Raw genomic sequence first — 26,405 nt, 5'->3', positions numbered from 1 at the left:
AGCTGCGCACGGCGCAGCCCGAGCAGCGGGCGCAGCCGCCCCGCCCGCCCTGCCCCGCCCGGCTCCACCGCGCGCATCGCCGCCGCCCCGTGCACGCCCGTGCCGCGCAGCAGGCGGAACAGCAGGGTCTCGGCCTGGTCGTCCTGGTGATGGCCGAAGGCGAGCCAATCGCAGTCCACTTGGGCGAGCGCGGCGTGGCGCGCGGCGCGCGCGGCGGCCTCGAGGCCGTCGGCGTGGGCGCGCTCGACTTCGACGCGGAAGACTTGCAGGGGAACACCCGCGGCCAAGCAGCGCTCGGCGCAGGCGCGCGCCCAGGCGGCGGCATTCGGGCTGAGGCCGTGGTCGACGTGGGCGGCGCGCAGGCTGAAGCCGAAGCGCGGCTGCAGGCGGCGCAGGAGCTCGAACAGCACCACCGAATCGACCCCGCCGGAGAGCGCGCAGCACACGCGACTGCCGGCGCCGACACCGGCAGCCGCGAGGACCGCGGCGGCGGATTCGGGCAGCACGTCGGCGGGCGGGGTCCTCATCGATGGAGTCGCGAGCGCAGGCGCGGCAGCGCGCGCCCGACCGGGCTCAAGCGGCGAGAAGGCCTCAGGCCGCCTTCTCCTTGTAGCGGCCGTAGCTCATCAGCTTCTGGTAGCGCTGCTCGACCAGCTCGGAGGGCGACAGCGCCTCGAGCTCGCGCAGCGCGTCGGCGAGCGCGCGCTTGAGCGTGGCGGCCATCGCACGGTGGTCGCGGTGGGCGCCACCGATCGGCTCGTCGACCACCTTGTCGACCAGCTCGAGCGACTTCAGGCGCGCCGCGGTGATGCCCATGGTCTCGGCCGCGTCGGCGGCCTTCTCCGCGCTCTTCCACAGGATCGAGGCGCAACCTTCGGGCGAGATCACCGAGTAGGTCGAGTATTGCAGCATCAGCACGCGGTCGGCGACCGCGATCGCGAGCGCGCCGCCCGAGCCGCCTTCGCCGATGATGGTGCTGATGATCGGGGTCTTGAGCTCGGACATCAGGTAGATGCTGTGCCCGATCGCCTCGGACTGGCCGCGCTCCTCGGCGCCGATGCCGGGATAGGCCCCCGGCGTGTCGACGAAGGTGAACACCGGCAGCGCGAACTTCTCGGCCAGCTTCATCAGGCGCATCGCCTTGCGGTAGCCCTCGGGGCGCGGCATGCCGAAGTTGCGCGCGATCTTTTCCTTGGTGTCGCGACCCTTCTGATGACCGATCACCACGCAGGCCTGGCCGTTGAAGCGCGCCAGCCCGCCTACGATGGCCTTGTCGTCGGCGTAGTTGCGGTCACCGTGCAGCTCGTGGAAGTCGGTGAACATCAGGCTGGCGTAGTCCAGCGTGTAGGGGCGCTGCGGGTGGCGCGCGACCTGGGCGATCTGCCAGGGGCTGAGCTTGGCGTAGAGGTCCTTGGTCAGCGACTGGCTCTTGGCCTCGAGCCGCTTGATCTCGTCGGAGATGTCGACCGCCGGATCGTCCTGGACGAAGCGCAGCTGGTCGATCTTTTCCTCGAGTTCGGAGATCGCCGTTTCGAAATCAAGAAAGGTGGTCTTCATCCCGGGCTGTCCCAGTCAAAAATGTGCGCCATTGTAACGCCAGCCGCCCGGCCGCGCGCGGCGCGCGTGCTGCAGCGCAAAACCCGTGCTCGCGCGCAAAAGAATGGGGCGGCGCCTCGCGGCCACCGCCCCATTCCGGAAGGCGCCCGCCGTGGCGGGCGCTCCGGGTCAGTCGTTGTTGGCGAACCCCAGCAGGTGCAGCAGGCTGGTGAAGAGGTTGAAGATCGACACGAACAGCGACACCGTGGCCATGATGTAGTTGGTCTCGCCGCCGTGGATGATGTTGCTGGTCTCGTACAGGATGAGGCCCGACATCAGCATCACGAAGGCCGCCGAGACGGTCAGCGACAGCGCCGGGATCTCGAAGAAGATCGCGCCCAGGCCGGCAAGGAAGGCCACCAGGATGCCGACCATCAGGAAGCCGCCCATGAAGGAGAAGTCCTTCTTGGTGGTCACCGCGTAGGCCGACAGGCCAAGGAAGATCGCCGCGGTGCCGGCCATCGCCTGCATCACGATCGAGCCGCCATTGGGCAGGGCGAGGTAGGACGAGATGATCGGGCCGAGGGTGAAGCCCATGAAGCCGGTCAGCGCGAACACGAACACGATGCCCAGGCTGCTGTCGCGGAACTTGGTGGTGGCGAAGAGCAGGCCGAAGTAGCCGGCCAGCGTGATCAGGATGCCCAGGCGCGGCGCGCCCATCGCCATCGACAGGCCGGCGGTCAGCGCCGAGAAGGCCAGCGTGAGCGACAGCAGCATGTAGGTGTTGCGGATGACCTTGTTGGTCTGCAGGACCGAGGCTTCGGCCCGGCCCAGGGTACTGATGCGGTTTTCCATGGTGGAGGTCCTCCAGTGGGATCGTCGATTTGTTTTGGAACCGGCGCCGAACGGGCGGACGACCGGGGGTTTGCTGCAGGAACTACGAGAAAATCATGCCGGGATCGCGGCCATCGCCGGCCCGCGCTGGTGGCGGCGCACGCGCTGGGCGAGCACGCGGGCGACCCGGTCGGCGGCCTCGTCCACCGCCGCGCGCACGTCGAGCTGAGTGATGGCGAAAACCACATCGGGGAGGTTGCGCAGGCGCAGCTGAACCACGCAACGCTTGTCGGCGCCGCCCTCCGCACCATTCACATCGGCGACCTTCACGCGCGCCCACTGGATGTGGTCGCGGAAGCGGCCAATCGAAGCACGCATCCGCTGCGCCACGTAGTCGCGCAGGCCGGGGGCGGTCTCCACACCGTCGCAATGCAGATCGATACGCATGTCCAGTCTCCTTCGTTTTCGTTGCACGGATCCATCGGGCCCTGTGCTCCGGTGGATACTACCGCTCAGACTGTTCGATAGAATCTCGGTTCAGCAGAATTTGAATCCGATTTTTCCGAAGTATCGAAGTGCGCACGCCGGAGGCGCCCCATGCTGAACTACAAGCAGCTCCATCATTTCTGGACGGTGGCCCGCGCGGGTGGGATCGTGCGCGCGGCGGAACGTTCCGGCCTGGCGCCGCAGACCCTGTCCGGCCAGATCGCCACCCTGGAGACCGATCTCGGCGTAAACCTGTTCAAGCGCCAGGGCCGCGGCCTGGTGCTGACCGAGACCGGGCGCATGGTGCTGGACTACGCCGAGGAGATCTTCCGCCTCGGCAACGAGCTCGAGGAAGCGCTGCAGAGCCGCGCGACGGGGCGCGCGGTGCCTTTCCGGGTGGGCATCGCCGACGTGGTGCCGAAGGCGATCGCGTGGTTGCTGCTGGCACCCTCGATGGATCTCCCCGAGCCGATGCGCATCGTCTGCCGGGAGGGCAAGTTCGACGCCCTGCTCGGCGAACTCGCGATCCACAAGCTCGACGTGGTGCTCGCCGACAGCCCGCTGCCGCCCGCCATGGACGTGCGCGGTTTCAGCCACGCGCTCGGCGAATCGACCATCGGCTTCTACGCCGCGCCCGCGCTCGCCGCCCGCCTTGCCGGCGACTTCCCCGCCCGCCTCGACGGCGCACCGCTGCTGCTGCCCGGGGTGGAGGCGAGCGTGCGCGGGCCGCTGCTGCGCTGGATCGAGGCCGCCGGGCTGCGCCCGCGCATCGTCGGCGAATTCGACGACAGCGCGCTGATGCGCGCCTTCGCCGAGGCCGGCGCGGGCATCTTCCCGAGCGCTTCGCTGGTCGGCGAGCAGCTCTGCCGCCAGGGCGGGCTGGTGCATCTGGGGGACGCGAAGGGCGTCACCGAAACCTACTACGCGATCTCGGTGGAGCGCAGACTGACCCACCCCGCGGTGCGCGCGATCAGCGAGGGCGCGCACGCGAAGCAGAACTTCGCCTGATTTGATTTTCGCCCCGGGGCGCTACAGAATCGCGGGCCGGGAACGGACGGCGACCGGCAACGCTGGCAAGCGCGCTCCCTCAGCAAGAAGGCAGGCAGCCGGAACGCAGGAAGAGGAAAAGCGAGCGGAGGGCTCCGGCGCGAACGACTACTCGACGGGCGGGGTCGAACGCCGCGTTCATCGAAGAGCCACCGGCGGTCGATGCCGACCGGCGGAGCCGAAAACTGGTGCCGAGAGTGGGACTCGAACCCACACACCTTGCGGCGGCGGATTTTGAATCCGCTGCGTCTACCGATTCCGCCATCCCGGCACGAGACGCGCATTATCCCCGAACACGAGGCGGGGCGGCAAGCGAGCCGTCAGCCGCTCCGGACCAGAACAATCTCCACCGAACACGACACGATGTCCCTCACCCTCGCCGACTTCGACTACACCCTGCCTCCCGAGCTGATCGCCCAGGCACCGCTGGCCGAGCGCAGCGCCAGCCGCCTGCTCGTGCTGGAGCCGCAGGAGGGCGCCGCGCCGCGGCTCACCGACGCGGTGTTTTCCGCCCTTGCGGAGCGCGTGAATCCCGGCGATCTGCTGGTGTTCAACGACACCCGCGTCATCCATGCCCGTCTGCACGGCGTCAAGGACAGCGGCGGCCAGGTCGAGGTGCTGATCGAGCGGCCGGTCGGCCCGCACGAGGCGCTCGCCCAGGTGCGGGCGAGCAAGTCGCCGAAGACCGGCAGCCGGCTGCGCCTGGCGGACGCGTTCGAGGTCGAGGTGCTCGGCCGCGTGGGCGAGTTCTTCCACCTGCGCTTTCCGCCCGACGAAGACCTCCTCGCGCTGCTCGAGCGCCACGGCAAGCTGCCGCTGCCGCCCTACATCCAGCGCGCCGCAGGCGAGGCCGACGAGTCCCGTTACCAGACGGTCTATGCACGCGCGCCCGGCTCGGTCGCCGCGCCCACCGCCGGCCTGCACTTCGACGACGCGCTGCTCGCGCGCATCGCCGCGCGCGGCGCCAAGTGCGCCTGGCTCACCCTGCACGTGGGCGCCGGCACCTTCCAGCCGGTGCGCGTCGACGATCTCGGCGAGCACCGCATGCACCGCGAGCGCTACGTGATCCCGCAGGAGACGGTGGACGCCATCGCCGCCACCCGCGCCGCCGGCGGGCGCGTGATCGCGGTCGGCACCACCAGCATGCGCGCGCTCGAGGCCGCGGCGCAGGAGGGCGCGCTCGAAGCCGGCAGCGGCGAGACCGAGATCTTCATCCTGCCCGGCTTCCGCTTCCAGGTGGTGGATGCGCTGGTCACCAACTTCCACTTGCCCAGATCCACCCTGATGATGCTGGTGTCGGCCTTCGCTGGCATGGACAGCATCCGCCGCGCCTATGCGCATGCGGTCGAGCAGCGCTACCGCTTCTTCAGCTACGGCGACGCGATGTTCATCACCCGCCGCAACGAATCCGAGAACGACAAGAACGACGATGCAGTTTGAACTCCTCACCACCGACGGCGGCGCCCGCCGCGGACGCCTCACCCTCGCCCACGGCGTGGTCGAGACCCCGGTCTTCATGCCGGTCGGCACCTATGGCACGGTCAAGGCGATGACGCCGGCCATGCTCTCCGACATCGGCGCGCAGATCTGCCTGGGCAACACCTTCCACCTGTGGCTGCGCCCGGGGCTGGACATCATCTCCGCGCACCAGGGCCTGCATCGCTTCATGGCCTGGGACAAGCCCATCCTCACCGACTCGGGTGGCTTCCAGGTCTTCAGCCTGGGCGCGCTGCGCAAGATCAGCGAGGAAGGCGTGAAGTTCGCCAGCCCGATCGACGGCGCGAAACTCTTCCTGACGCCCGAGATCTCGATGCAGATCCAGAGCGTGCTGAACTCGGACATCGTGATGATCTTCGACGAATGCACGCCCTACCCCGCCACTCGCGACGAGGCGGCCAAGTCGATGCGCCTGTCGCAGCGCTGGGCGAAGCGCTCGCGCGACGAGTTCGATCGCCTCGAGAACAAGAACGCCCTCTTCGGCATCGTCCAGGGCGGCATGTACGAGGACCTGCGCGACGAATCACAGGCGGCGCTGGAAGACATCGGCTTCCACGGCTTCGCCATCGGCGGCCTGTCGGTGGGCGAACCCAAGGACGACATGGCGCGCATCCTCGCCCACACTGCGCCGCGCCTGCCGCAGGGCAAGCCGCGCTACCTGATGGGCGTGGGCACGCCCGAGGACATCGTCGCGGGCGTCGCCGCCGGCATCGACATGTTCGACTGCGTGATGCCCACCCGCAACGCCCGCAACGGCTGGCTGTTCACCCGCTACGGCGACATCAAGATCAAGAACGCGGTGCACAAGGCCGACACCCGCCCGCTCGACCCAAGCTGCGACTGCTACACCTGCCGCAACTTCAGCCGCGCCTACCTGCACCACCTGCACCGCACCGGCGAGATCCTCGGCAGCATGCTCAACACGGTGCACAACCTGCGCTACTACCAGACGCTTACAGCCGAGCTGCGCGCCGCGATCGCGGCCGGCGAGTTCGCGCCCTACGTACAGCGCTTCCGCGGCGAGCGCGCCACCGGCACGGGCTGAACCCTTCGCCGCGCGGGCCGTCTCACCCCTCCCGGGCCCCGTCCCGGCTGCTGCTATACTTCATCGTTTTTCTTCCAACCGGAGTTTCAACGTGCTGATTTCCAATGCCTACGCCCAGGCCGCTGGCGCCGCCGACCCCACCGGAGGCCTGATGGGCCTGCTGCCGCTGATCCTGATGTTCGTGGTGCTGTGGTTCCTGATGATCCGCCCGCAGATGAAGCGCGCGAAGGAACACAAGGCCATGGTCGAGGCGCTCGCCAAGGGTGACGAAGTCGTCACCGGCGGCGGCATCGCCGGCCGCGTCGTCGAAGTCGGCGACAGCTTCGTGCAGATCGAAGTCGCCCCCAACACCGTGGTCGCCGCGCAGAAACAGGCCGTCGCCACCGTGCTGCCCAAGGGCACGCTGAAGGCGATCTGACCCTCCCGGCGCGGTGGCGGGCGGCTCGACCGCGCCGCCGCCGCGGGCCCATGGCCGGCCCCTGCAATCCGTCGCCGCCCCCACGGGTGCGGCCAGGCGCCCGGCAGGCGCAGCCCGACGCCTCCCGTCGGGCCCCGCTCCACCCAAATTCCCGCCGACGATGAACCGCTATCCCCTCTGGAAGAACCTCCTGATCGGCCTCGTGCTGCTCTGGGGCCTGATCTACACCCTGCCCAACTTCTACGGCGAGGTGCCGGCGGTGCAGGTGTCCAGCGCCAAGGCCACGCTCAAGCTCGACACCGCGGCCACCACCGACCGCATCGCCGGTGCGCTCAAGGCGGCCGGCATCGAGAACACCGGCATCTTCTCCGACGCCACCAGCGTGCGTGCCCGCTTCAAGGACACCGAGACCCAGCTGCGCGCCAAGGACGTCATCGAGCAGACCTTCAACCCCGACGCCGCCGACCCGTCCTACGTGGTCGCGCTCAACCTGCTGTCGGCCTCGCCGAGCTGGCTCACCTCGATCCAGGCGCTGCCGATGTATCTCGGCCTCGACCTGCGCGGCGGGGTGCACTTCCTGCTCGAGGTGGACATGCCGGGCGCGCTGGTCAAGCGTCTCGACTCGACCACCGGCGACCTGCGCACCCTGATGCGCGACAAGAGCGTGCGCCACGCCGGCATCACCCGCGAAGGCAACACCGTGGTGATCCGCTTCCGCGACGCCGCGCAGCGCGAGGCGGGCCGGCGCGCGATCCTCGACAGCACCACCGACCTGCAGCTCGTCGAGCGCGACGATGCCGCCGACGACCTCAAGCTGGTCGCCACGCTGACGCCGCAGGCGCAGCAGACCATGCGCGACTTCGCGATCAAGCAGAACATCACCACCCTGCACAACCGCATCAACGAGCTCGGCGTCGCCGAGCCGGTGATCCAGCAGCAGGGCGCCGAGCGCATCGTCGTGCAGCTGCCCGGCGTGCAGGACGTGGCCAAGGCAAAGGACATCCTCGGTCGCACCGCCACGCTGGAAGTGCGCATGGTGGACGACACCCCGGGCGCGATCGAGCAGGCGCTCGCCGGCAGCGTGCCCTTCGGCACGGAGCTCTACAACGAGCGTGGCGGCTCGCCGCTGCTGGTCAAGAAGCAGGTCGTGCTCACCGGAGACCGCCTCACCGACGCCCAGCCCGGCTTCGACGGCCAGACCAACGAACCCGCGGTACACCTCACGCTCGATGCCGCCGGCGCGCGCATCTTCCGCGACGTCACGCGCGAGAGCGTCGGCAAGCGCATGGCCATCCTGCTGTTCGAGAAGGGCAAGGGCGAGGTCGTGACCGCGCCGGTGATCCGCAGCGAGATCGGCGGCGGGCGCGTGCAGATCTCCGGTCGCATGAGCACCGTCGAGGCCAACGACGTCGCGCTGCTGCTGCGCGCCGGCTCGCTGGCGGCGCCGATGGAGATCATCGAGGAGCGCACCGTCGGCCCCAGCCTGGGCGCGGAGAACATCGCGAAGGGCTTCAACTCGACGCTGTGGGGCTTCCTCGCCATCGTCGTGTTCATGTGCGGCTACTACCTGCTGGTGGGCCTCGTTTCGTCGATCGCGCTCGCCGCCAACCTGCTGCTGCTGGTGGCGCTGCTGTCGCTGCTGCAGGCCACGCTGACCCTGCCCGGCATCGCCGCGATGGCGCTGACCCTGGGCATGGCGATCGACTCCAACGTGCTGATCAACGAGCGCATCCGCGAGGAACTGCGCAACGGCGCCAGCCCGCAGGCGGCCATCGCGGCCGGTTACGACCGCGCCTGGGACACCATCCTCGACTCCAACATCACCACGCTGATCGCGGGCATCGCGCTGCTGGTGTTCGGCTCCGGTCCGGTGCGCGGCTTCGCGGTGGTGCACTGCCTGGGCATCCTGACCTCGATGTTCAGCGCGATCCTGGTGTCGCGGATGCTGATCAATTTCATCTACGGCCGTCGCCGCAAGGTCGAAAGCCTGTCGATCGGCCAGGTGTGGAAGCCGGATACGAAATAAGCGGACGAACGCACAGGAAACACGACCATGGAATTCTTCCGCATCAAGAAAGACATCCCCTTCATGCGCCACGCGCTGGTGTTCAACGTCATCTCGTTGCTCACCTTCGCGCTGGCGGTCTTCTTCCTCCTCACCCGCGGCCTGCACCTGTCGGTGGAGTTCACCGGCGGCACCTTGGTCGAGGTCAGCTACGCCCAGGCACCGCAGCTCGAGCCGATTCGCGAGGCGCTGGCGGGCAGCGGCTACCCCGACGCGCAGGTGCAGAACTTCGGCAGCGCACGCGACCTGCTGATCCGCCTGCCCAACCGCGAGGACCTGGAGACATCGCGCGTGTCCGAGACGGTGATGAACACGCTGCAGCAGGTCGGCGGCCCCGCCCCCGAGCTGCGCCGGGTGGAATTCGTCGGCCCGCAGGTCGGCAAGGAGCTCGCCGCCGACGGCTCGATGGCGCTGCTGCTGGTGATCGTCGGCATCATGATCTACCTGGCGCTGCGCTTCGAGTGGCGCTTCGCGGTGTCGGCGATCATCGCCAACCTGCACGACGTGATCATCATCCTGGGCTTCTTCGCCTTCTTCCAGTGGGAGTTCTCGCTCCCGGTGCTGGCGGCGGTGCTGGCGGTGCTGGGCTATTCGGTCAACGAGTCCGTGGTGGTGTTCGACCGCGTGCGCGAGACCTTCAAGAAGAAGCGCCACATGACCACGCCGCAGGTGCTGGACCACGCGATCACGAGCACCATCTCGCGCACCGTGATCACGCACGGCAGCACGCAGGTGATGGTACTGTCGATGCTGCTGTTCGGCGGCGAGACGCTGTACTACTTCGCCCTCGCGCTGACGATCGGCATCTGCTTCGGCATCTACTCCTCGGTGCTGGTCGCGAGCCCGCTGGTGATGTGGCTGGGCGTGTCGCGCGAGCAGTTCATCAAGCCGAAGAAGGAGAAGGAAGAGGCGGTGGTCTGAGGCTGCTGCGCGCTTCCCGACCGGAAAAGGCGCCCGCGCGGCGCTTTTTTCTTGCCTGTGGGAATCAGCGCCTCGGCAACGCCTCCGTCCCTGCGAACGCGGCGCAACTGGAAAACGCCAGCCTGCGACACCCCCGAACGCAAGGCTGCGGGTCGGGGCTCGGGGCGGCGGGCGCCAACTTCAGGAGCGCCGAGGTGGAGGGCGTCGCGGGGGAAACAAGGCGACGCATGCCCGAGGAGCGCAGCGACGAGTTTGCGTCGCCGCCGCCGCCGCCGCCGCGCAGGCGATCACACCATGCGGAACCTCACACCGCGAACACCTGCTTCACCCGCAGCGTTTCCCCACGCTCGATCAGCCCGATCAGGCGGTCGATGTTGGGATGCTTGCCGGGGTTGGCGCGGGCATCCTCGGTGTGCTCGGCATAGAGCTCCAGACCCTTCTTCGCCGCCTCGGGGCTGATCGCGCCGTAGAGCTGGGCGAGGTGGTTGTAGACCGCCAGCGAGCCGGCCTGGCCGGGCTTGTTCTCGATGGTGGCGACGACCGCGTCGGCGGCGTCGATCAGATTCAACGCGGCGAGGTGAGACACGCCGGGCAGGGTCTTGAGGTTGTCGGCGAAGGCCATAGGGTTTCTCCTGGATTGAAAACGCCACCGCAAGGGTGGCGTCGGGATGGGCGCCGGCGCGCGGCCGGCGGATTCGGGCGACGCTCAGATGCGGCGGGCGAGCTCCGCCGCCTTGCCGACGTAGCTCGCCGGCGTCATCGCCAGCAGGTGGTCACGCGCCTCGGCGGGGATGGCCAGGGTGCGGATGAATTCCTGCAGCGCCTCGCGGGTGATGCCCTTGCCGCGCGTCATGGCCTTGAGCTGCTCGTAGGGGTTGGCGATGCCATAGCGGCGCATCACGGTCTGCACCGGCTCGGCGAGCACCTCCCAGCAGTCATCCAGGTCCGCCGCCAGGCGCGTGGGCTCGGCCTCGAGCTTGCCCAGGCCGCGCAGGCAACTGTCGAGTGCGAGCACCGTGTGGCCGAAGCCCACGCCCATGTTGCGCAGCACGGTCGAGTCGGTGAGGTCGCGCTGCATGCGCGAGATCGGCAGCTTCTCGGAGAAGTGCTTGAGCACCGCGTTGGCGAGACCGAAGTTGCCCTCGGCATTCTCGAAGTCGATCGGGTTGACCTTGTGCGGCATGGTCGAGGAGCCGACCTCGCCTTCCTTGAGCTTCTGCTTGAAGTAGCCGAGCGAGATGTACATCCAGATGTCGCGGCAGGCGTCGATCAGCATGGTGTTGGCACGGGCGATGGCGTCGAAGAGCTCGGCCATGGCGTCGTGCGGCTCGATCTGGATGGTGTATTCGTTGAAGGTCAGCCCCAGGGACTCGATGAAGCGGCGGTTGAAGCCCTCCCAGTCGAATTGCGGCCAAGCCGACAGGTGGGCGTTGTAGTTGCCGACCGCGCCGTTGAACTTGGCGGTCATCGCCACGCCGGCGATGGCTGCGCGCGCCCGCATCAGGCGCGCCGCGATGTTGGCCATCTCCTTGCCGAGCGTGGTCGGGCTGGCGGGCTGGCCGTGGGTGCGCGACAGCATCGGCAGGTCGGCGAGCGCGTGGGCCAACTCGCGGAACCGGGCGATCACCGCGTCGAGCGCCGGCAGCAGCACACGGTCGCGGCCTTCGGCCAGCATCAGCGCGTGCGAGGTGTTGTTGATGTCTTCGGAGGTGCAGGCGAAGTGGATGAACTCGGACACCTTCATCACCTCGGCGTTGTGGCCGAGGCGCTTCTTGAGCCAGTACTCCATGGCCTTGACGTCGTGGTTGGTGGTGGCCTCGATCGCCTTCACCGCTTCGCCGTCGTCGGTCGAGAACTGCGCCACCACGGCGTCGAGCTCCACCACCGTGGCCGGCGAGAACGGGGCAATCTCGGCCAGTGCCGGCTCGGCGGCGAGTGCCTTCAGCCATTCGACCTCGACGCGCACGCGGTTGCGAATCAGGCCGTGCTCCGAAAAGTGTTCGCGCAGGCCGGCGACCTTGCCATGGTAGCGACCATCGAGCGGAGACAGGGCGGTGAGCGGGGACGGGGCGGCGTTCGACATGGCGGGAGCTTCCGGGAAAAACTGCTATTTTAACGCCTGCCCCTCTTCCCCACCGAGAACAAAAGACGATGAGCGAGACCACGCCTTACCGCGTCCAGGTGACCGCGGTCGCCGAATACGTCGCCGACCAGTCGCGCCCGCAGGACGAGCACTTCGTGTTCGCCTACCACATCACCGTCCTCAACACCGGCGAGGTGCGCGCCCAGCTGCTCGCGCGCCACTGGGTGATCACCGACGGCAACGGCAAGATGCAGGAAGTCCACGGCCAGGGCGTGGTCGGCGAGCAGCCGGTGCTCGGCCCCGGCCAGGCCTTCCGCTACACCAGCGGCTGCGTGCTCGCCACGCCGGTGGGCACGATGCAGGGCAGCTACCGCATGCGCGCGGACGACGGCCACGAGTTCGAGGCCGAGATTCCGGCCTTCATGCTGGCGGTGCCGAAAGCGCTGCACTGAGCGCGCTGCCGGTCACGGCGGACGATCGTGCCCAGCTGCTAGCCCGGGCGCGCGCTCCCCGGGGCGACGAATGGCAGCGGATACTCCACCACGTGACCACGGCCGCCGTGCTTGGCGGCGTAGCACGCCTGGTCGGCGGCGATCATCAGCGCGTCGGCCTCCTGCAGGTCCGGGTCCATGCGCGCGAGCCCGATGCTGGCGCCGACGCGGAAGGCCCTGCCGTCGGACTCGAACGCATGCGCGGCGATCGCCGCGCACAGCCCCTCGGCGATGCGGCGCGCGTCCTCGCGGCCACAACCGCGCAAGATCGCGGCGAACTCGTCGCCACCGATGCGGAACACTTCGTCCTCGGAGCGCAGGCGACCCTTGAGCAGGGCACCGAGCTCGCTCAGCAGCCGGTCTCCCGCAGCATGGCCGCAGCTGTCATTGACCACCTTGAAGTGATCGAGGTCGATATAGAAGAGGGTGATCTGGTCGCCCGAGCGCCGGTGCGCACGCACCGCCTGCTCGATGCGCTCCTCGAAGGCGCGCCGGTTGGCGAGCCCCGTCAGCGGGTCGTGGCGGGCCTGCCAGGCCAGTTGCACGGTGGCCTCGTCGATGCGGGCCTGCAGCGTGCGCTGGTTCTCGGCGATCGCCTCGGCCATGGCGTTGAATCCCGCTTCGAGCGCCTTCAACTCGCCGTTGCGCGCACGCGCCGGTACGCGCGCCGCGAGGTCGCCGTCGGCCATGCGCCCGACCGCATCCACCAGGGCAGCGACCGGCTCGCCGACCGATCCGGCCAGACGCACCGCGATTGCCATCGCCGTCGCGAGCACGCCCAGCACCAACAGGCTCACGGTCAGGAAGACCCCGCGCTTCTCGGCATCCAGACGCGCGGTGCCGAGCACCACGCGGACGTGGCCGACGACCGGCGCCGTCTTCGACGACGAATCCTCCGCATAGTCGTCCACCGTCGCGGGCACCGCCACCACCGGCGCCTCGAAGCCGATCGCACCGTCCGCGAGGTCGACACGGATCTCGTCCCCCTCGGCGCGCGACGGCGCGGCCAGCCGTGGCGACACCCCCTCTCCCAGCGTCGCCAGCGCGTCGCCGCCCGCATCGTAGAACCCGACGCCGACCACGTCGGGCTGGACCTGCACCCGCGCCATCAGCGCGCCGAGCGCTTCGCGGTTGCCCGACACGAGCACATATTCAGCCGCCGGCGCGAGGAAGCGCACCATGGCACGGCCGCGTTCGAGCAGGGCCTGGTCGAGCGCGCGACTGCTCTGGTAAGCGAAGAGCGCGGCGATGCAGAGCACGAACACGACGCTCGGCAGGCCGAGCACCAACAGCATCTGTCGCCGCAGCGAGTAACGGGAAAGCGCGGCGATCATTGCGCCCCTCCGTCGGCAATCCGCTCGCGCAACACCTGCTCGTCCGCGACCACGAGCCCCAGCGCCCGCGCCACCGCGCGATTGACCGCGACATCGAAGCGGCGCGGCGAGTGGATCTTGCGCACCAGGGCCGCAGGCTCCTTGGCTGCCGCCAGCAGGTCCGCGACATCCACCGCGACGTGCTCTGGCGTGCTGAACACCGCGGCGAGCGCACCCGCGGTGACATAGGCGGCCGAGTGGGCGAACACCGGCCGGCGGTGGCGGTAACTGGTGAGCAGGATCGTGCGCGCCGCGGCCGGCCCCGAGACAAGGCCGTCGGGCAGGGGCAGCAGGGCGTCGCCGGCAAAGAGCAGGTGATCGAGCGCCGGCACGAGGTCCGCCACCTCGCGCACCTCATGGACGTCGGCCTGCAAGCGCAGCGCGTCCGCTGCATGCTGGAGGCCGGGCAGTTGCACGACGCTGTCCGGTCCGAGCAGCACGCCGACGCGCTTCGCGTCGGGCAGGACCGCGCGCACGAGACGGAGATGACGTTCGAGCGGCTGGTCGAGCACCACCGCGCCGAGATCCCGCGCGGGATGCGCCCGCTTGAGGCGATCCAGGTCGCGCAGGCCGACGAGCACGGCCAGCACCGGCCGCGAGGAATCCCGCAGGGCACGCTCCGCCGCCGCGTGGCCGACCGCGAGTACGAGATCGGCGCGGCCGAGCAGCGCCGTATCTGCCTCCCCGCCGGCGAGCCCCGCGCCTGCCAGCCGATGCACCCCGGGCGCGAGCGCGGCATCGAGCGCCTCGACGAAGCGCTGACCGCGCCCCCCCGGCTCGGAAACCAGCACCGCCACCTCCATCGCGTGCGCAACGGACAGGCCGAGCACAGGCAGCAGCGCGAGCATGGCGAGCGCCGCTGCGACGCGCAGGCCGCCGGGGAGGAGACACGACAGGCAGGCTCGCATGCGCGCCGTCACCATCCGATACGCACGCCGAGATAGAGGTCCGGCTCGTGGCGGAACTTGTCCTCGTGGAAGTCCGCGTAGCGCCCCTTCAGGCTCAGCGCGGTGAGCGAGACCTCGTTGTCCGAACCGGGCGGACCGAAGCGGCGCGCGACGCGCAGGTCGAAGCGATCGGTGCGCGGCACGATGTCGCCGCCGTTCATCCAGTAGTACAGGCCGTTGTGGTAGTAGCCCAGGCTCGCCTGCCAGCGTCCGGGGAAGTCCTTGATCAGCAGCAGCGAGGTGGTCGCATGCGGTGCGCTGTTCGGGATGTCGCGGTCGCTGTAGGGCTCGCCATGGTCGATGCGGATGAAGGCCTGGGACAGTACCGCCCTGCCCCAGCCCGGCTTGCGCCAGTCGAGGGTGAATTCCGCACCGGTCATGCGGAAGTCGTCGACGTTGAGGAAATAGAAGCTCTTCTTGCCGGGGTCGATCGGAACATAGTCGGCCGGCTCGGGGCGCGGGCACTCTCCGAACACGCAGCTCTTGTCGTCGATGAAACGCCGGTAGTACTCGCGAAAGACACGCGCATCGAAGCCGAGTCCGAACAAACGCAGCTGCGCGACATAGCCCAGATCGACGAAGCGCATGCGCTCGCTCTGCAGCGGGTCGAAGACACGGAAGCCGATACGCCGGATCGTGTCGCCCTCGCGGTCGGTCTGGAAGGCTCGCGACTCCATCAGGCTGGGGGCGCGGTACGCCGTCCCGGTGGACAGGCGCAGGGCCGAGTCCTCGTCGAGGGCGTAGTTGAACGCAAGGCGGGGCGAGAACAGCCTGCCGCTGTAGTCGTGGTGCTCGAGCGTGCCGCCGAGATCGATCTTGAGCGGATCGAGCGGGTTCCACGTGAGGCTGCCGAAGACCTGCCCATGGGTCGAATCCAGCCACCGTGTGGTGCCGAACAGGTGCAGCGAGCGCGCATGCTCGCTGCGCAGCCCGATACCGAGCATGCCGGTGAGACGCCGGCCGAGCCGGGTGTCGTATTGCAGCTCGAGATCGTGCCGCCTCGCCTCGCTGGCCCGGCTGGTCGGGAAGCTCGCGGTCGTCGTGCCTTGCGCCTGGATCACCGGCCAGCTCCCGCCGGCACGCTCGCCCTGGTGGAAATACTGCACGCTCAGCACGGATTCCGCGTCGATGTGGCGCCGCCAGCCGAATTGCAGGTGAAGCGCGCGGTCCTCCTCGGTGTGGGGCGGATAGTCGAGGTAGGCCTGGGCGCCGCGCTTGCTGTCGCCCTCGCTGACGCCAACCTGGAGGCCGAGCTCTTCGGCTGCGGACAACTGCAGCACTGCGCTGAAGTGGGCGGTGTTGCGGGTGAGCGACTCGGAAGAGTGCCAGTCCCCGAGCCGTTCCCGAAAGTGCGGTTCGAACGTCGTCAGCTCGCGCCGCGAGGCGGAGAGGCGCCAGTCGAAGGCGCTTCCGCCAGCCCCGTTCAGGCGCACGCCGTAATCACGGAAACCGTTCTTTCCAGTGCGCACGACGAACGCCCGCCCGCTCTCGGTGGAGGGAGCCCTCGTGATGATGTTGACCACCCCCTGGAAGGCATTGACGCCATAGGCCGCACCGTTGGGGCCGCGCACCACCTCGATGCGCTCGACATCGTCCACCCGCAAGGGCAGGTTGTCCCAGATCACGTTGCCCCACAGCGGGCTGTTGACGGTGCGCCCGTCCACCATCACCTTGATGCGGCGCGCATGGGCGTCGCCCAGGCCGTGGGTCGCCACCGTGGGGGGACCATCGGGATGGTCGGCCACGAGGAAGCCGGGCGCCAGGCGCAGAAGGTCGTGGATCTCGTTGAAACCCGAGGCGACGATCATCTCGCGATCGATCACGGTCACCGGCGCAGGCGCGTCGAGCGGCGACTGCGCCAGGCGCGATGCGGTCAGCACCATCGGAATCTCGCTGAAGAACGGGTCCGGGTCGCCCCATTCCGCACGCGCGTCGAGCGCGAGCAGGCCAAGCAGGACGAGGGGCCCCGCGTGCGAAGCCAGACCCCGCGTGCGCGGGTAGCGACTGGTATACGGATCCTGCATGACAAAGCGATTCCTACGGCTCCATGGCGAACTGAGCGCACCATCCAGCCTGCATTCTGCCCATTCCGGGGGCGCCGACAAGATACGTGCGCCGCCTTGGGTGAACCACGTCACGCATGCCAGCACACGGTCGCCGCCCGCCCTGCATGACATGACACGGCCCCGGCGCCGAGTGGCTGCCGGGGCCGTGGCGCACGCCGGAAGGCGCTCAGCTGCGGTAGTCGGCGTTGATCTTCACGTAGTCGTAGGAGAAGTCGCAGGTCCACACCGTGGCGGCGGCGTCGCCGCGGGCGAGCGCGATGCGCACCGTGAGCTCGGCGTGCTTCATGATGCGCGAGCCCGCCTCCTCGAGGTAGCTCGCCGCACGACCGCCGTGCTCGGCGACCAGCACCGACTCCTCGGGGTTGCCCAGCCACACGCGCAGCTTGGCGACGTCGAGGTCGTCGATGCCGGCATAGCCGATCGCCGCGAGGATGCGGCCGAGGTTGGGGTCGGAGGCGAAAAAGGCGGTCTTGACCAGGGGCGAGTGCGCCACCGCATAGCCCACCTTGCGGCATTCCTCGCGGTCGCGGCCGCCCTCGACCGCGATCGTCATGAACTTGGTCGCGCCCTCGCCATCGCGCACGATCGCCTGCGCGAGCCCGACCGCGACCTCGATCACCGCCGCGCGCAGGGCGCGGTAGTCCTCGCTGTCGACGTCGGCGATCTCGGCATTGCCGGCGGCGCCGGTGGCGATGAGGATGAAGGAATCGTTGGTCGAGGTGTCGCCATCGACGGTGATGCTGTTGAAGGACAGGTCGGCCGCCTCGCGCACCAAGTCATCGAGCAGGTCCTGCGCGATCGCCGCGTCGCAGGCGAGGAAGCCGAGCATGGTGGCCATGTTGGGCCTGATCATGCCTGCGCCCTTGCTGATGCCGGTGAGGGTGACCGTGCGCTCGCCGATGCGGACCTGACGCGACACCGCCTTGGCGAGGGTGTCGGTGGTCATGATCGCGTGCGCGGCGTCGAACCAGCCGTCGGCACGCAGGTCTGCGACCGCTCCGGGCAGCCCGGCGACCAGGCGGTCGACCGGCAGCGGCTCCAGGATCACGCCGGTCGAGAACGGCAGCACCTGACCCGCCTCGATGCCCAGTTCGCGCGCCAGCGCGGCGCAGCAGGCATTGGCGTTGGCCAGGCCCGGCTCGCCGGTGCCGGCGTTGGCGACACCGGTGTTGATGAGCAGCGCGCGGATCGCCCCGCCCGTCAGATGCTGGCGGCACACCTGCACCGGCGCCGCGCAGAAGCGGTTCTGCGTGAACACGCCGGCGACGCGGCTGCCCTCGGACAGCTCGATCACGGTGAGGTCGCGCCGGTTGGCCTTGCGGATGCCGGCTTCGGTCACGCCGAGGCGCACGCCCTTCACGGGCAGCAGTTCGGCAGGGTTCGGGGTGGCGAGATTGACGGCCATGCGGTTCTCCGGGACGGAAGGATCAGTTCAGTTTGCCGTGGCAGTGCTTGTATTTCTTGCCCGAGCCGCAGGGGCAGGGGTCGTTGCGGCCGACCTTGGGCCCGGCAGTGGCCGGCTGCGCGCCCGCCTGCTCGGCGCCACCGCCGAGCGCCTCGTCGTAGTCGGCGTGCTGGTACTGCACGTTCTCGACCTGCTGCGGCGTCTCGGCTTCCTCGAGCTGCGCCTCGGTGCGGATCTGTACCGTCATCAGGATCTTGGTGACGTCGGTGCGCACGGCGTCGAGCAGGCTCTCGAAGAGCTCGAAGGCCTCGCGCTTGTATTCCTGCTTGGGGTTCTTCTGCGCATAGCCGCGCAGGTGGATGCCCTGGCGCAGGTGGTCGAGCGCCGCGAGGTGCTCGCGCCAGTGGGTGTCGAGGCTCTGCAGCATCACGTTGCGCTCGAACTGGTGCCAGGCCGCCGGGTCGACCATCGCGGTCTTGGCGGCGTAGGCCTCCTCGCCGGCCTGCACCACGCGCTCGAGGATGGCCTCGTCGTCCAGGCTGGGCTCGGCCGTCACCCACGCGGCCACCGCCAGCTTGAGCTGGCACTCGGCGAGCAGCGCCTGCTCGAGCGCGGGCAGCTCCCATTGCTCCTCGACACTGTCGACCGGCACGTAGCGGCGGAAGATGTCGTGCAGCACGCCCTGGCGCATCGCGCGCACGGTGTCGGAGATGTCCTCGCTCTCGAGCAGCTCGTTGCGCTGCTGGTAGATCACCTTGCGCTGGTCGTTGGCGACGTCGTCGTACTCGAGCAGCTGCTTGCGGATGTCGAAGTTGCGCTGCTCGACCTTGCGCTGCGCCGACTCCAGCGAGCGCGTCACCATCGCGTGCTCGATCGCCTCGCCCTCGGGCATCTTCAGGCGGACCATGATCGCGTTCAGGCGCTCGCCGGCGAAGATCTTCATCAGCGGATCTTCGAGCGAGAGGAAGAAGCGGCTCGAGCCCGGGTCGCCCTGGCGCCCGGAGCGGCCGCGCAGCTGGTTGTCGATGCGGCGCGACTCGTGGCGCTCGGTGCCGATGATGTGCAGGCCGCCGGCGGCGATCACCTCGTCATGCACCTTCTGCCAGGCCTCGCGCAGGGCGGCGATCCTGGTCTCGCGCTGCACGGGGTCGAGCGTGGCGTCGTCGCGCACCGCGGCGACCGGCTTCTCGATGTTGCCGCCGAGGACGATGTCGGTGCCGCGCCCGGCCATGTTGGTCGCGATCGTGACCATGCCGGGCCGGCCGGCCTGCGCGACGATCTGCGCCTCGCTGTCGTGCTGCTTGGCGTTGAGCACCTGGTGCTCGATCTTCGCCTTCTTGAGCACGCCGGAAAGGAATTCGTTGGTCTCGATCGAGGTCGTGCCGACCAGCACCGGCTGGCCGCGCTCGACGCAGGCACGGATGTCCTCGATGACCGCGTTCCACTTCTCGCTCGCGGTGCGGTAGACCTTGTCGTTCTCGTCCCTGCGCCGGGTCGGGCGATTGGTCGGGATCACCACGGTCTCGAGCCCATAGATCTGCTGGAACTCGAAGGCCTCGGTGTCGGCCGTACCGGTCATGCCCGCAAGCTTGCCGTACATGCGGAAGTAGTTCTGGAAGGTGATCGAGGCCAGGGTCTGGTTCTCGGCCTGGATGCGCACGCCCTCCTTGGCCTCGACCGCCTGGTGCAGGCCGTCGGACCAGCGCCGGCCAGGCATCAGGCGGCCGGTGAATTCGTCGACGATGACGACCTCGCCGTTCTGCACCACGTACTGCTGATCGCGGTGGTAGAGGGCGTGGGCACGCAGCGCCGCGTAGAGGTGATGCACCAGCAGGATGTTGCCGGGGTCGTAGAGGCCGCCGCCCTCGGCAAGCAGGCCCATGCGCACGAGGATCTGCTCGGCGGTCTCGTGGCCCGCCTCGGTGAGCAGCACCTGGTGCGCCTTGAGGTCGACCGTGTAGTCGCCCGCCTCGATGACCTCGTCCTTGTCGTCGAGGCCGCCTTCCTGGCGCTTGAGCATCGGCGCGACCTGGTTCATCTTCAGGTAGAGATCGGTGTGGTCCTCGGCCTGGCCGGAGATGATCAGCGGCGTGCGCGCCTCGTCGATCAGGATGGAGTCGACCTCGTCCACGATCGCGAAGGCGAGCGCGCGCTGCACGCGCTCGCCGACCGCATACACCATGTTGTCGCGCAGGTAGTCGAAGCCGAACTCGTTGTTGGTGCCGTAGGTGATGTCGGCGGCGTAGGCGGCCTGCTTCTGGTCGTGCGACATGCGCGACAGGTTGCAGCCGGTGGTGAGCCCGAGGAAGCCGTAGATGCGCCCCATCCACTCGGCGTCGCGGCTGGCGAGGTAGTCGTTCACCGTGATCACATGGACGCCCTTGCCCGACAGCGCGTTGAGGTAGGCGGGCAGCGTGGCGACCAGGGTCTTGCCCTCGCCGGTGCGCATCTCGGCGATCTTGCCGTGGTGCAGCACCATGCCGCCGACGAGCTGGACGTCGAAGTGGCGCATGCCATGCACCCGCTTGCCGGCCTCGCGCACCACGGCGAAGGCTTCGGGCAGCAGTGCGTCGAGCGACTCTCCGTCGGCCACGCGCTGCCGGAACTCGGCCGTCTTGCCGCGCAGCGCCTCGTCGGACAGTGCGGAGATCTCCGCCTCGAAGGCGTTGATCTTGCGCACGGTGTGCATGTACTGGCGGACGAGGCGGTCGTTGCGACTACCGAAGATTTTCTTGAGCAGGCCGGAGATCATGTTTTTGGGTCGACGTCGATTCGGCAAAGGCGGGAGTTTATCATGGCGCACCCAGGCTCCCCGTGACGGTTCTCGCACGCATCCATGACCCGGCTGCTCTCACGCTTTCTCGGCGGCGACGCCCTCGCCCGCCTGCAAGATCATGCCGCGCGCCTGAACCGGCTGCAGGCGGTGCTCGACGGCATGCTTCCGCCACAGCTGCAGGGCCAGTGCCGGGTCGCGAACCTCAAGGAAGGCAGCCTGGTCGTGGCCGCACGCGGCGGCGCGGCGGCTGTGCGAGTGCGCCAGATCCTGCCCAGCCTGCTGGAGCGCCTGCAGCATGGCGGACATCCGGTGCAGTCGATCAAGGTCAAGGTCGGCACGCCCGAGCAGACGGCTCCCGAACGCCACGCTCCGCAGCGACAGATCTCGGAGGCCGCGAAGGCCGAGCTGCACGACTTCGCCGACAGCCTGCCCGTCGACTCGCCGCTGCGCGCCTCCATCGAACGCCTGATCCGGCGCGCCTGAAGAGGCGCACGCCGGTCGCCGAACGGAGGGATCGCGACTTGCGTCGCTCCTACGAGAACCGCGACGCCCTCGCAGACCCCGCGTAGGAGCGCCGCAAGTCGCGATATCGGCGCTGCGGTCCGCGCCGCCCCCCGCGGAAGTCAGGCGACCGGGGCGAGCACGCGCTCGATGGCGAACAGCGCGAACAGCACGAACAGCATCACCAAGGTGGCGCGCAAGGCCTTCCATGCCCACGCCTTGTAGCGCGGGTTGCCGGTGAGCAGCCACAGGATCGCCGAGCCACCGATCGACAGCACCGCGAGCAACAGCAGCAGGCGCATGATCAGCATGCGTACGCCCCTCGACGGCGCGCGTCGACCGCCTCGCCCGCAGCGGCGGCGCGCATGCAGCCGGGATCGAGGCCAGGCGCGGCGCGTGCGATCACCGGGATACGACCGGACACGAAGCGCCCGTTCATGCGAGGGCTACGAGCGGCGCGAACTGGTGCGAGACCGCGGGCGGGGTCGCGGCCTCCTGGTCGAAGCTCACCAGCTCCCAGGCCTCCTTGTCCTCGAGCAGCACGCGCAGGATCTGGTTGTTGAGCGCATGGCCGGCCTTGTGCGCCGAATACGACGCGAGCAAGGGGTGGCCGCACAGGTAGAGGTCGCCGATCGCGTCCAGCACCTTGTGCTTGACGAACTCGTCGGCGTAGCGCAGGCCCTCGGCATTGAGCACGCGGTACTCGTCCATCACGATCGCATTCTCCAGGCTGCCGCCGAGCGCCAGCCCGTTGGCCTGCATGAACTCGACGTCCTGCATGAAGCCGAAGGTGCGCGCGCGCGCGACGTCGCGTATGTAGGAGTCACGGGCGAAATCGACCTCGACCCGGGTCGAGGTGCTGTCGATCGCGGGATGGTTGAACACGATCGAGAACGCCAGGCGGAAGCCATCGTAGGGTTCGAGCCGGACCCACTTGTCGCCCTCCACGTACTCGACCGCCTTCTTCACGCGCAGGAACTTCTTCGCCGCCCTCTGCTCCTCGATGCCGGCCGACTGGAGCAGGAACACGAAGGGGGCGGAGCTGCCATCGAGGATCGGGATCTCGGGCGCATCGACGTCCACATGCAGGTTGTCGATGCCCAGCCCGGCCAGCGCCGACATCAGGTGCTCGACCGTTCCGACCTTGTGCCCGCCCTGCTCCAGCCCGGAGCACATGCGCGTGTCGCACACTGCATAGGGATCGGCAGGAAGGGTCAGGGGCGGGTCGAGGTCGACGCGGTGGAAGACGATGCCGGTGTCGGGCGCCGCCGGCCGCAGGGTCAGGGTCACCTTGCGACCGCCGTGCAAGCCGACGCCGGTCGCCGTGACGACGGATTTCAGGGTGCGCTGCCGGATCATGGTCTTTTTCCTCTTCGATGCGCGATTTTAACATGCACCCCCGCAGCCCCCCGGCGATCGCGCCGATGCATCCGGGCTATTGCGCAAGCGGATGTTGCGCGCCCGACGCCAGCCGGTAAACGGCGGAACCCCCGCAGGGGCCGGAGGCGACGGCCCGTGCGGGGGTTCCGGTTCGTGGCCGCCGCGGCGGCGGCCACCCGGGCGGAGGTCAGTCCGCCTGGCGGCGCAGGAAGGCCGGGATGTCGTAGGTGCCCACACCGCTGGTGCTCATCGCCTCGACGGTGGTGCGGCGACCGCTGCGCATCACCGCCGGCACGTCGAGATTGGTCACGTCGACCGCGCCACCCATGGCCGGGCCGTAGGTGCCGGTGCCCTGCACCACCTGCATCACCGGCTGGCGCGCGGCGCGCGGCGCGCCGAGTCCGGTGGCCACCACGGTGATGCGGATGCGGTCTTCCATGGTGTCGTCGAACACGGTGCCGTACTTGACGAAGGCTTCGGGCGCGGCGAAGGCCTGCACGGTCTTCACCGCGTCGCGCACTTCGGACATCTTCAGCGACTTGCTCGCGGTGATGTTGATCAGCACGCAGCGCGCGCCGGAGAGCTCGGTGCCCTCGAGCAGCGGCGACACCGCGGCCTGCTCGGCGGCGATGCGTGCGCGGTCCATGCCGGCGGCCTCGGCCGAGCCCATCATCGCGCGGCCCATCTCGGCCATCGCGGTGCGCACGTCCTGGAAGTCGACGTTGACCAGGCCGGGCACATTGATGATCTCGGCGATGCCGCCCACGGCCGAGCGCAGCACGTTGTCGGCCGAGCGGAAGCACTCCTCGAAGCCGGCGTCGTCGCCGAAGACCTCGAGCAGCTTGTCGTTGAGCACGACGATCAGCGAGTCGACGTGGCGGGTGAGTTCCTCGATGCCGCTCTCGGCGACGCGGATGCGGTTCTCGAAATCGAACGGCTTGGTCACCACGGCGACGGTCAGGAGACCCATCTCCTTGGCGATCTCGGCCACCACCGGTGCCGCACCGGTGCCGGTACCGCCACCCATGCCGCCGGTGATGAACACCATGTGCGCACCCTCGAGCGCGGCGGAGATGGCGTCGCGCGACTCCTGCGCGGCGGCGCGACCCGCTTCCGGCTTGGAGCCGGCACCCAGGCCGGTGATGCCGAGCTGGACCTTGACCGGGGCGAGGCAGCGCTTGAGCGCCTGCGCGTCGGTGTTGGCGGAGATGAAATGCACTCCCTTCACGCCCTCGCGGATCATGTGGTCGACCGCGTTGCCGCCCGCACCGCCGACGCCGACCACCTTGATCACCGTACCGGTGGCTTCCTTCTCAACGATTTCAAACATTAGCCTCGCCTCCTGAATTGACTGCCCCGCGCGGCACCGATCGCCAGCCGGCCTGCATCTAGTAATTCGGCCGGGAGTTTACTACTAAATAAGCGATGGTGATCGGCCCACATCCAAAATGAAAACCGCCCGAAAACCCGTTCAGAAATTGCGTTCGAACCAGGCCTTCATGCGCCCGAAAAACTGTTTCACGCTGCGCGTGTCGCGCGCCTGCAGCCCCCTGCGACGCTGCACGGCGCCCTCCATGACCAGGCCCATCGCGGTGGCGTAGCGCGGCTGGCAGACCACGTCGGCAAGGCCGCCGTCGTACTGCGGCGCGCCCACGCGCGCGGGCATGTGGAAGACGTCCTCGGCGAGCTCGGCCATGCCGCGCATCACCGCCGAGCCCCCGGTCAGCACGATGCCCGAGGACAGCAGCTCCTCGTAGCCGCTGCGGCGCAGTTCGGCCTGCACCAGCTCGAAGAGCTCGGAGACGCGCGGCTCGATCACGTCGGCGAGTGCCTGGCGCGAGAGCTTGCGCGGCGGGCGATCGCCCACGCCCGGGACCTCGATCATCTCCTCGGGGTCGGCCATGTGGTGCATCGCCACGCCATGGCGGATCTTGATCTCCTCCGCCTCGGCGGTGGGCGTGCGCAGCGCCATGGCGATGTCGTTGGTGATCTGGTCGCCGGCGACCGGGATCACCGCGGTATGGCGGATCGCGCCCTGGGTGAACACGGCGATGTCGGTCGTTCCGCCGCCGATATCGACCATGCACACGCCGAGTTCCTTCTCGTCCTCGGTCAGCACGGCGTGGCTGGAGGCGAGCGGCTGCAGGCTCAGATCCATGACCTCCAGCCCGCAGCGGCGCACGCACTTGATCACGTTCTGCGCCGCCGACACCGCGCCGGTGACGATGTGCACCTTGACCTCGAGCCGCACCCCGCTCATGCCGATCGGCTCGCGCACGCCGCCCTGGCCGTCGATGATGAACTCCTGGGTCAGGATATGCAGGATCTGCTGCTCGGCCGGGATCGGCATCGCGCGCGCGACCTCGATCACGCGCTCGACGTCGAGCGGCGAGACCTCCTTCTCCTTGATCGCGACCGTGCCGCTGGAGTTGAAGCTCTTGATGTGGCTGCCGGCCAGCCCGGTGTAGACCTCGTGGATCTTGCAGTCGGCCATCAGCTCGACCTCCTGCACCACGCGCGAGATCGCGTCCACCGTGGCCTCGATGTTCACCACCACGCCGCGCTTGAGGCCGTTGGTGGACTGGGTGCCGAGGCCGACGACGTTGAGTCGCCCGTCGGGCTTCACCTCGGCGACCATGCAGGTGACCTTGGCGGTGCCGATGTCCAGGCCGACGATCAGTTCGTTGTATTGCTTGCTCATTTCCTGCCTTTCCGGGCGGCGGGCGCGACGGGCTGGTGGAGCACCGAGGCGTCGGCCGGGGTCAGTGCGAACCCGCCCGCATAGCGCAGGTCCGCGGTCTTGATGTCGATGTCGATCTGTTCGTGAACGCGCGGCCACACCGCGATGAAGCGGCGCAGCCGTTCCATCAGCGGAGACTTGTCCTGCTCGCGCCCGAGCACGATGGTCATGCCGTTGTCGAGCTGCAGCTGCCAGGCCTCGCGCGCCGACAAGGCCAGCCCGACCAGGCGCACGCCGAGCGGCTGCAGCATGCTGGAGAACTCGGCATGGCGTGCGAGCAGCCAGCCCGCCGACCCCTGCGGGCCGTCGAACTGGGGCATGTCGGCGTTGGAAGCGGCGACGAAAACCTCGCCCTGGCGGTTGACCAGGCGCGCCTCGCCGCTCTCGGACACCGTCCAGTAGGCCACCGCCTCGTGTTCTTCCAGGCGCAGCTCGAGCGCGTCGGGCCAGCGCCGGCGCACCTCGGCCTTGCGCACCCAGGGCAGCTTCTCGAAAGTTTCCTTCACGCCGTCGAGGTCGACGGTGAAGAAGTTGCCCTGCACCGCGAGGCGGGCGGCGTAGTCGAGCTGTTCGACGGTGACCTGGCCGGGGTCGGTGAGCACCACCAGCTCGCGCAGCGGGAACAGCGGCCGCGACACGAACCAGATCACCAGCGCCCAGCCGAGCGCCACCGCCGCACCCAGGGTGAGCAGGTCGGAGATCAGGTTGAGCAACGCGGGCCGATGCCACAGGCCGCGCTCCGCACCCGCGCGCGCCGCTCCGCCCGCCGCCGGACGGCGGGCGGAGCGGATCGA

General features: G+C 69.0%; 24 protein-coding genes and 1 tRNA gene. 8 read left to right on the top strand and 17 right to left on the bottom strand.

Going from position 1 to position 26,405, the window contains the following annotated elements:
- The 4 genes from tilS to C665_RS09165 form a co-directional block, all read right to left on the bottom strand.
- On the bottom strand, positions 1 to 527 hold a 527-nt coding region (gene tilS / locus C665_RS09180; RefSeq protein WP_083854697.1), incomplete at its 3' end, for a tRNA lysidine(34) synthetase TilS.
- A 64-nt stretch (positions 528 to 591) separates the two neighbouring features.
- Positions 592 to 1,557, bottom strand: coding sequence for an acetyl-CoA carboxylase carboxyltransferase subunit alpha (locus C665_RS09175; protein WP_004306310.1), 966 nt, complete (start codon positions 1,555 to 1,557; stop codon positions 592 to 594).
- 168 nt (positions 1,558 to 1,725) lie between these two features.
- On the bottom strand, positions 1,726 to 2,391 hold the full coding sequence (locus C665_RS09170) for a Bax inhibitor-1/YccA family protein (RefSeq protein ID WP_004306308.1): 666 nt from the start codon (positions 2,389 to 2,391) through the stop codon (positions 1,726 to 1,728).
- A gap of 93 nt (positions 2,392 to 2,484) precedes the next feature.
- Positions 2,485 to 2,817 carry an HPF/RaiA family ribosome-associated protein gene (locus tag C665_RS09165; protein WP_004306307.1) on the bottom strand — a complete coding sequence of 111 codons (333 nt, stop codon included), beginning with the start codon at positions 2,815 to 2,817 and terminating at the stop codon, positions 2,485 to 2,487.
- A 150-nt stretch (positions 2,818 to 2,967) separates the two neighbouring features.
- On the opposite strand from C665_RS09165, the gene nhaR reads away from it, so the two are divergent.
- Entirely contained in the window at positions 2,968 to 3,864 is an 897-nt protein-coding gene (gene nhaR / locus C665_RS09160; RefSeq protein WP_004306305.1) for a transcriptional activator NhaR, read from the top strand.
- A gap of 225 nt (positions 3,865 to 4,089) precedes the next feature.
- On the opposite strand, the gene C665_RS09155 is transcribed toward nhaR, so the two are convergent.
- Positions 4,090 to 4,174, bottom strand: a tRNA-Leu gene (locus C665_RS09155).
- 92 nt (positions 4,175 to 4,266) lie between these two features.
- Here C665_RS09155 and queA point away from each other — a divergent pair.
- The 5 genes from queA (at position 4,267) to secF (ending at position 9,849) form a co-directional block, all read left to right on the top strand.
- Positions 4,267 to 5,343: a tRNA preQ1(34) S-adenosylmethionine ribosyltransferase-isomerase QueA gene (gene queA, locus C665_RS09150; protein WP_004306303.1), complete on the top strand. Its 1,077-nt coding sequence runs from the start codon at positions 4,267 to 4,269 to the stop codon at positions 5,341 to 5,343.
- Entirely contained in the window at positions 5,333 to 6,445 is a 1,113-nt protein-coding gene (gene tgt / locus C665_RS09145) for a tRNA guanosine(34) transglycosylase Tgt (protein ID WP_004306301.1), read from the top strand. Before queA ends, tgt begins: the two co-directional genes overlap by 11 nt.
- Before the next feature lie 91 nt (positions 6,446 to 6,536).
- Positions 6,537 to 6,863, top strand: a complete 327-nt coding sequence (gene yajC, locus C665_RS09140) for a preprotein translocase subunit YajC (RefSeq protein ID WP_004306300.1) — start codon at positions 6,537 to 6,539, stop codon at positions 6,861 to 6,863.
- A gap of 160 nt (positions 6,864 to 7,023) precedes the next feature.
- Entirely contained in the window at positions 7,024 to 8,889 is a 1,866-nt protein-coding gene (secD, locus tag C665_RS09135; protein WP_004306298.1) for a protein translocase subunit SecD, read from the top strand.
- A 27-nt stretch (positions 8,890 to 8,916) separates the two neighbouring features.
- Positions 8,917 to 9,849, top strand: a complete 933-nt coding sequence (gene secF, locus C665_RS09130) for a protein translocase subunit SecF (protein ID WP_004306296.1) — start codon at positions 8,917 to 8,919, stop codon at positions 9,847 to 9,849.
- A gap of 304 nt (positions 9,850 to 10,153) precedes the next feature.
- Here secF and C665_RS09125 read toward each other — a convergent pair whose 3' ends face one another.
- Complete coding sequence (locus tag C665_RS09125) at positions 10,154 to 10,471, bottom strand: DUF2322 family protein (protein WP_004306294.1); 318 nt, start codon at positions 10,469 to 10,471, stop codon at positions 10,154 to 10,156.
- Between the two features lie 84 nt (positions 10,472 to 10,555).
- Positions 10,556 to 11,932, bottom strand: a complete 1,377-nt coding sequence (gene purB, locus C665_RS09120) for an adenylosuccinate lyase (RefSeq protein ID WP_004306292.1) — start codon at positions 11,930 to 11,932, stop codon at positions 10,556 to 10,558.
- A gap of 68 nt (positions 11,933 to 12,000) precedes the next feature.
- On the opposite strand from purB, the gene apaG reads away from it, so the two are divergent.
- Positions 12,001 to 12,384, top strand: coding sequence for a Co2+/Mg2+ efflux facilitator ApaG/CorD (gene apaG / locus C665_RS09115; RefSeq protein WP_004306290.1), 384 nt, complete (start codon positions 12,001 to 12,003; stop codon positions 12,382 to 12,384).
- A 38-nt stretch (positions 12,385 to 12,422) separates the two neighbouring features.
- On the opposite strand, the gene C665_RS09110 is transcribed toward apaG, so the two are convergent.
- From C665_RS09110 to secA, 5 genes are all read right to left on the bottom strand, one after another.
- The gene (locus C665_RS09110) at positions 12,423 to 13,757 is read right to left on the bottom strand and encodes a diguanylate cyclase (protein ID WP_004306289.1); all 1,335 of its coding nucleotides are present in this window, start codon (positions 13,755 to 13,757) and stop codon (positions 12,423 to 12,425) included.
- Positions 13,754 to 14,644 carry an ABC transporter substrate-binding protein gene (locus C665_RS09105; protein ID WP_231570654.1) on the bottom strand — a complete coding sequence of 297 codons (891 nt, stop codon included), beginning with the start codon at positions 14,642 to 14,644 and terminating at the stop codon, positions 13,754 to 13,756. The genes C665_RS09110 and C665_RS09105 overlap by 4 nt, the downstream gene beginning before the upstream one ends.
- A gap of 68 nt (positions 14,645 to 14,712) precedes the next feature.
- Positions 14,713 to 16,767: a TonB-dependent receptor plug domain-containing protein gene (locus tag C665_RS09100; RefSeq protein ID WP_004306286.1), complete on the bottom strand. Its 2,055-nt coding sequence runs from the start codon at positions 16,765 to 16,767 to the stop codon at positions 14,713 to 14,715.
- A gap of 208 nt (positions 16,768 to 16,975) precedes the next feature.
- On the bottom strand, positions 16,976 to 18,214 hold the full coding sequence (gene argJ / locus C665_RS09095; RefSeq protein WP_004306284.1) for a bifunctional glutamate N-acetyltransferase/amino-acid acetyltransferase ArgJ: 1,239 nt from the start codon (positions 18,212 to 18,214) through the stop codon (positions 16,976 to 16,978).
- 22 nt (positions 18,215 to 18,236) lie between these two features.
- Positions 18,237 to 20,966, bottom strand: coding sequence for a preprotein translocase subunit SecA (gene secA / locus C665_RS09090; protein ID WP_004306281.1), 2,730 nt, complete (start codon positions 20,964 to 20,966; stop codon positions 18,237 to 18,239).
- 84 nt (positions 20,967 to 21,050) lie between these two features.
- Between secA and C665_RS09085 the strand changes: the two genes are divergently transcribed.
- On the top strand, positions 21,051 to 21,473 hold the full coding sequence (locus C665_RS09085; RefSeq protein WP_004306279.1) for a DciA family protein: 423 nt from the start codon (positions 21,051 to 21,053) through the stop codon (positions 21,471 to 21,473).
- A gap of 140 nt (positions 21,474 to 21,613) precedes the next feature.
- On the opposite strand, the gene C665_RS09080 is transcribed toward C665_RS09085, so the two are convergent.
- From C665_RS09080 to C665_RS09060, 5 genes are all read right to left on the bottom strand, one after another.
- Positions 21,614 to 21,802, bottom strand: a complete 189-nt coding sequence (locus C665_RS09080) for a hypothetical protein (protein ID WP_004306278.1) — start codon at positions 21,800 to 21,802, stop codon at positions 21,614 to 21,616.
- Between the two features lie 124 nt (positions 21,803 to 21,926).
- A complete protein-coding gene (gene lpxC, locus C665_RS09075; RefSeq protein ID WP_004306276.1) occupies positions 21,927 to 22,850 on the bottom strand; it encodes a UDP-3-O-acyl-N-acetylglucosamine deacetylase in 924 nt (307 codons plus the stop codon).
- Between the two features lie 208 nt (positions 22,851 to 23,058).
- Positions 23,059 to 24,201, bottom strand: coding sequence for a cell division protein FtsZ (gene ftsZ, locus C665_RS09070; protein WP_004306274.1), 1,143 nt, complete (start codon positions 24,199 to 24,201; stop codon positions 23,059 to 23,061).
- A gap of 141 nt (positions 24,202 to 24,342) precedes the next feature.
- The gene (gene ftsA / locus C665_RS09065) at positions 24,343 to 25,572 is read right to left on the bottom strand and encodes a cell division protein FtsA (RefSeq protein ID WP_004306272.1); all 1,230 of its coding nucleotides are present in this window, start codon (positions 25,570 to 25,572) and stop codon (positions 24,343 to 24,345) included.
- On the bottom strand, positions 25,569 to 26,405 hold an 837-nt coding region (locus tag C665_RS09060; RefSeq protein WP_004306270.1), incomplete at its 5' end, for a cell division protein FtsQ/DivIB. The genes ftsA and C665_RS09060, both read right to left, overlap by 4 nt.

The organism is Thauera aminoaromatica S2 (genome assembly GCF_000310185.1).
In the GTDB taxonomy this organism is placed as follows: Bacteria; Pseudomonadota; Gammaproteobacteria; order Burkholderiales; family Rhodocyclaceae; genus Thauera; species Thauera aminoaromatica.
This window is presented reverse-complemented; position numbering and strand designations above follow the sequence as displayed.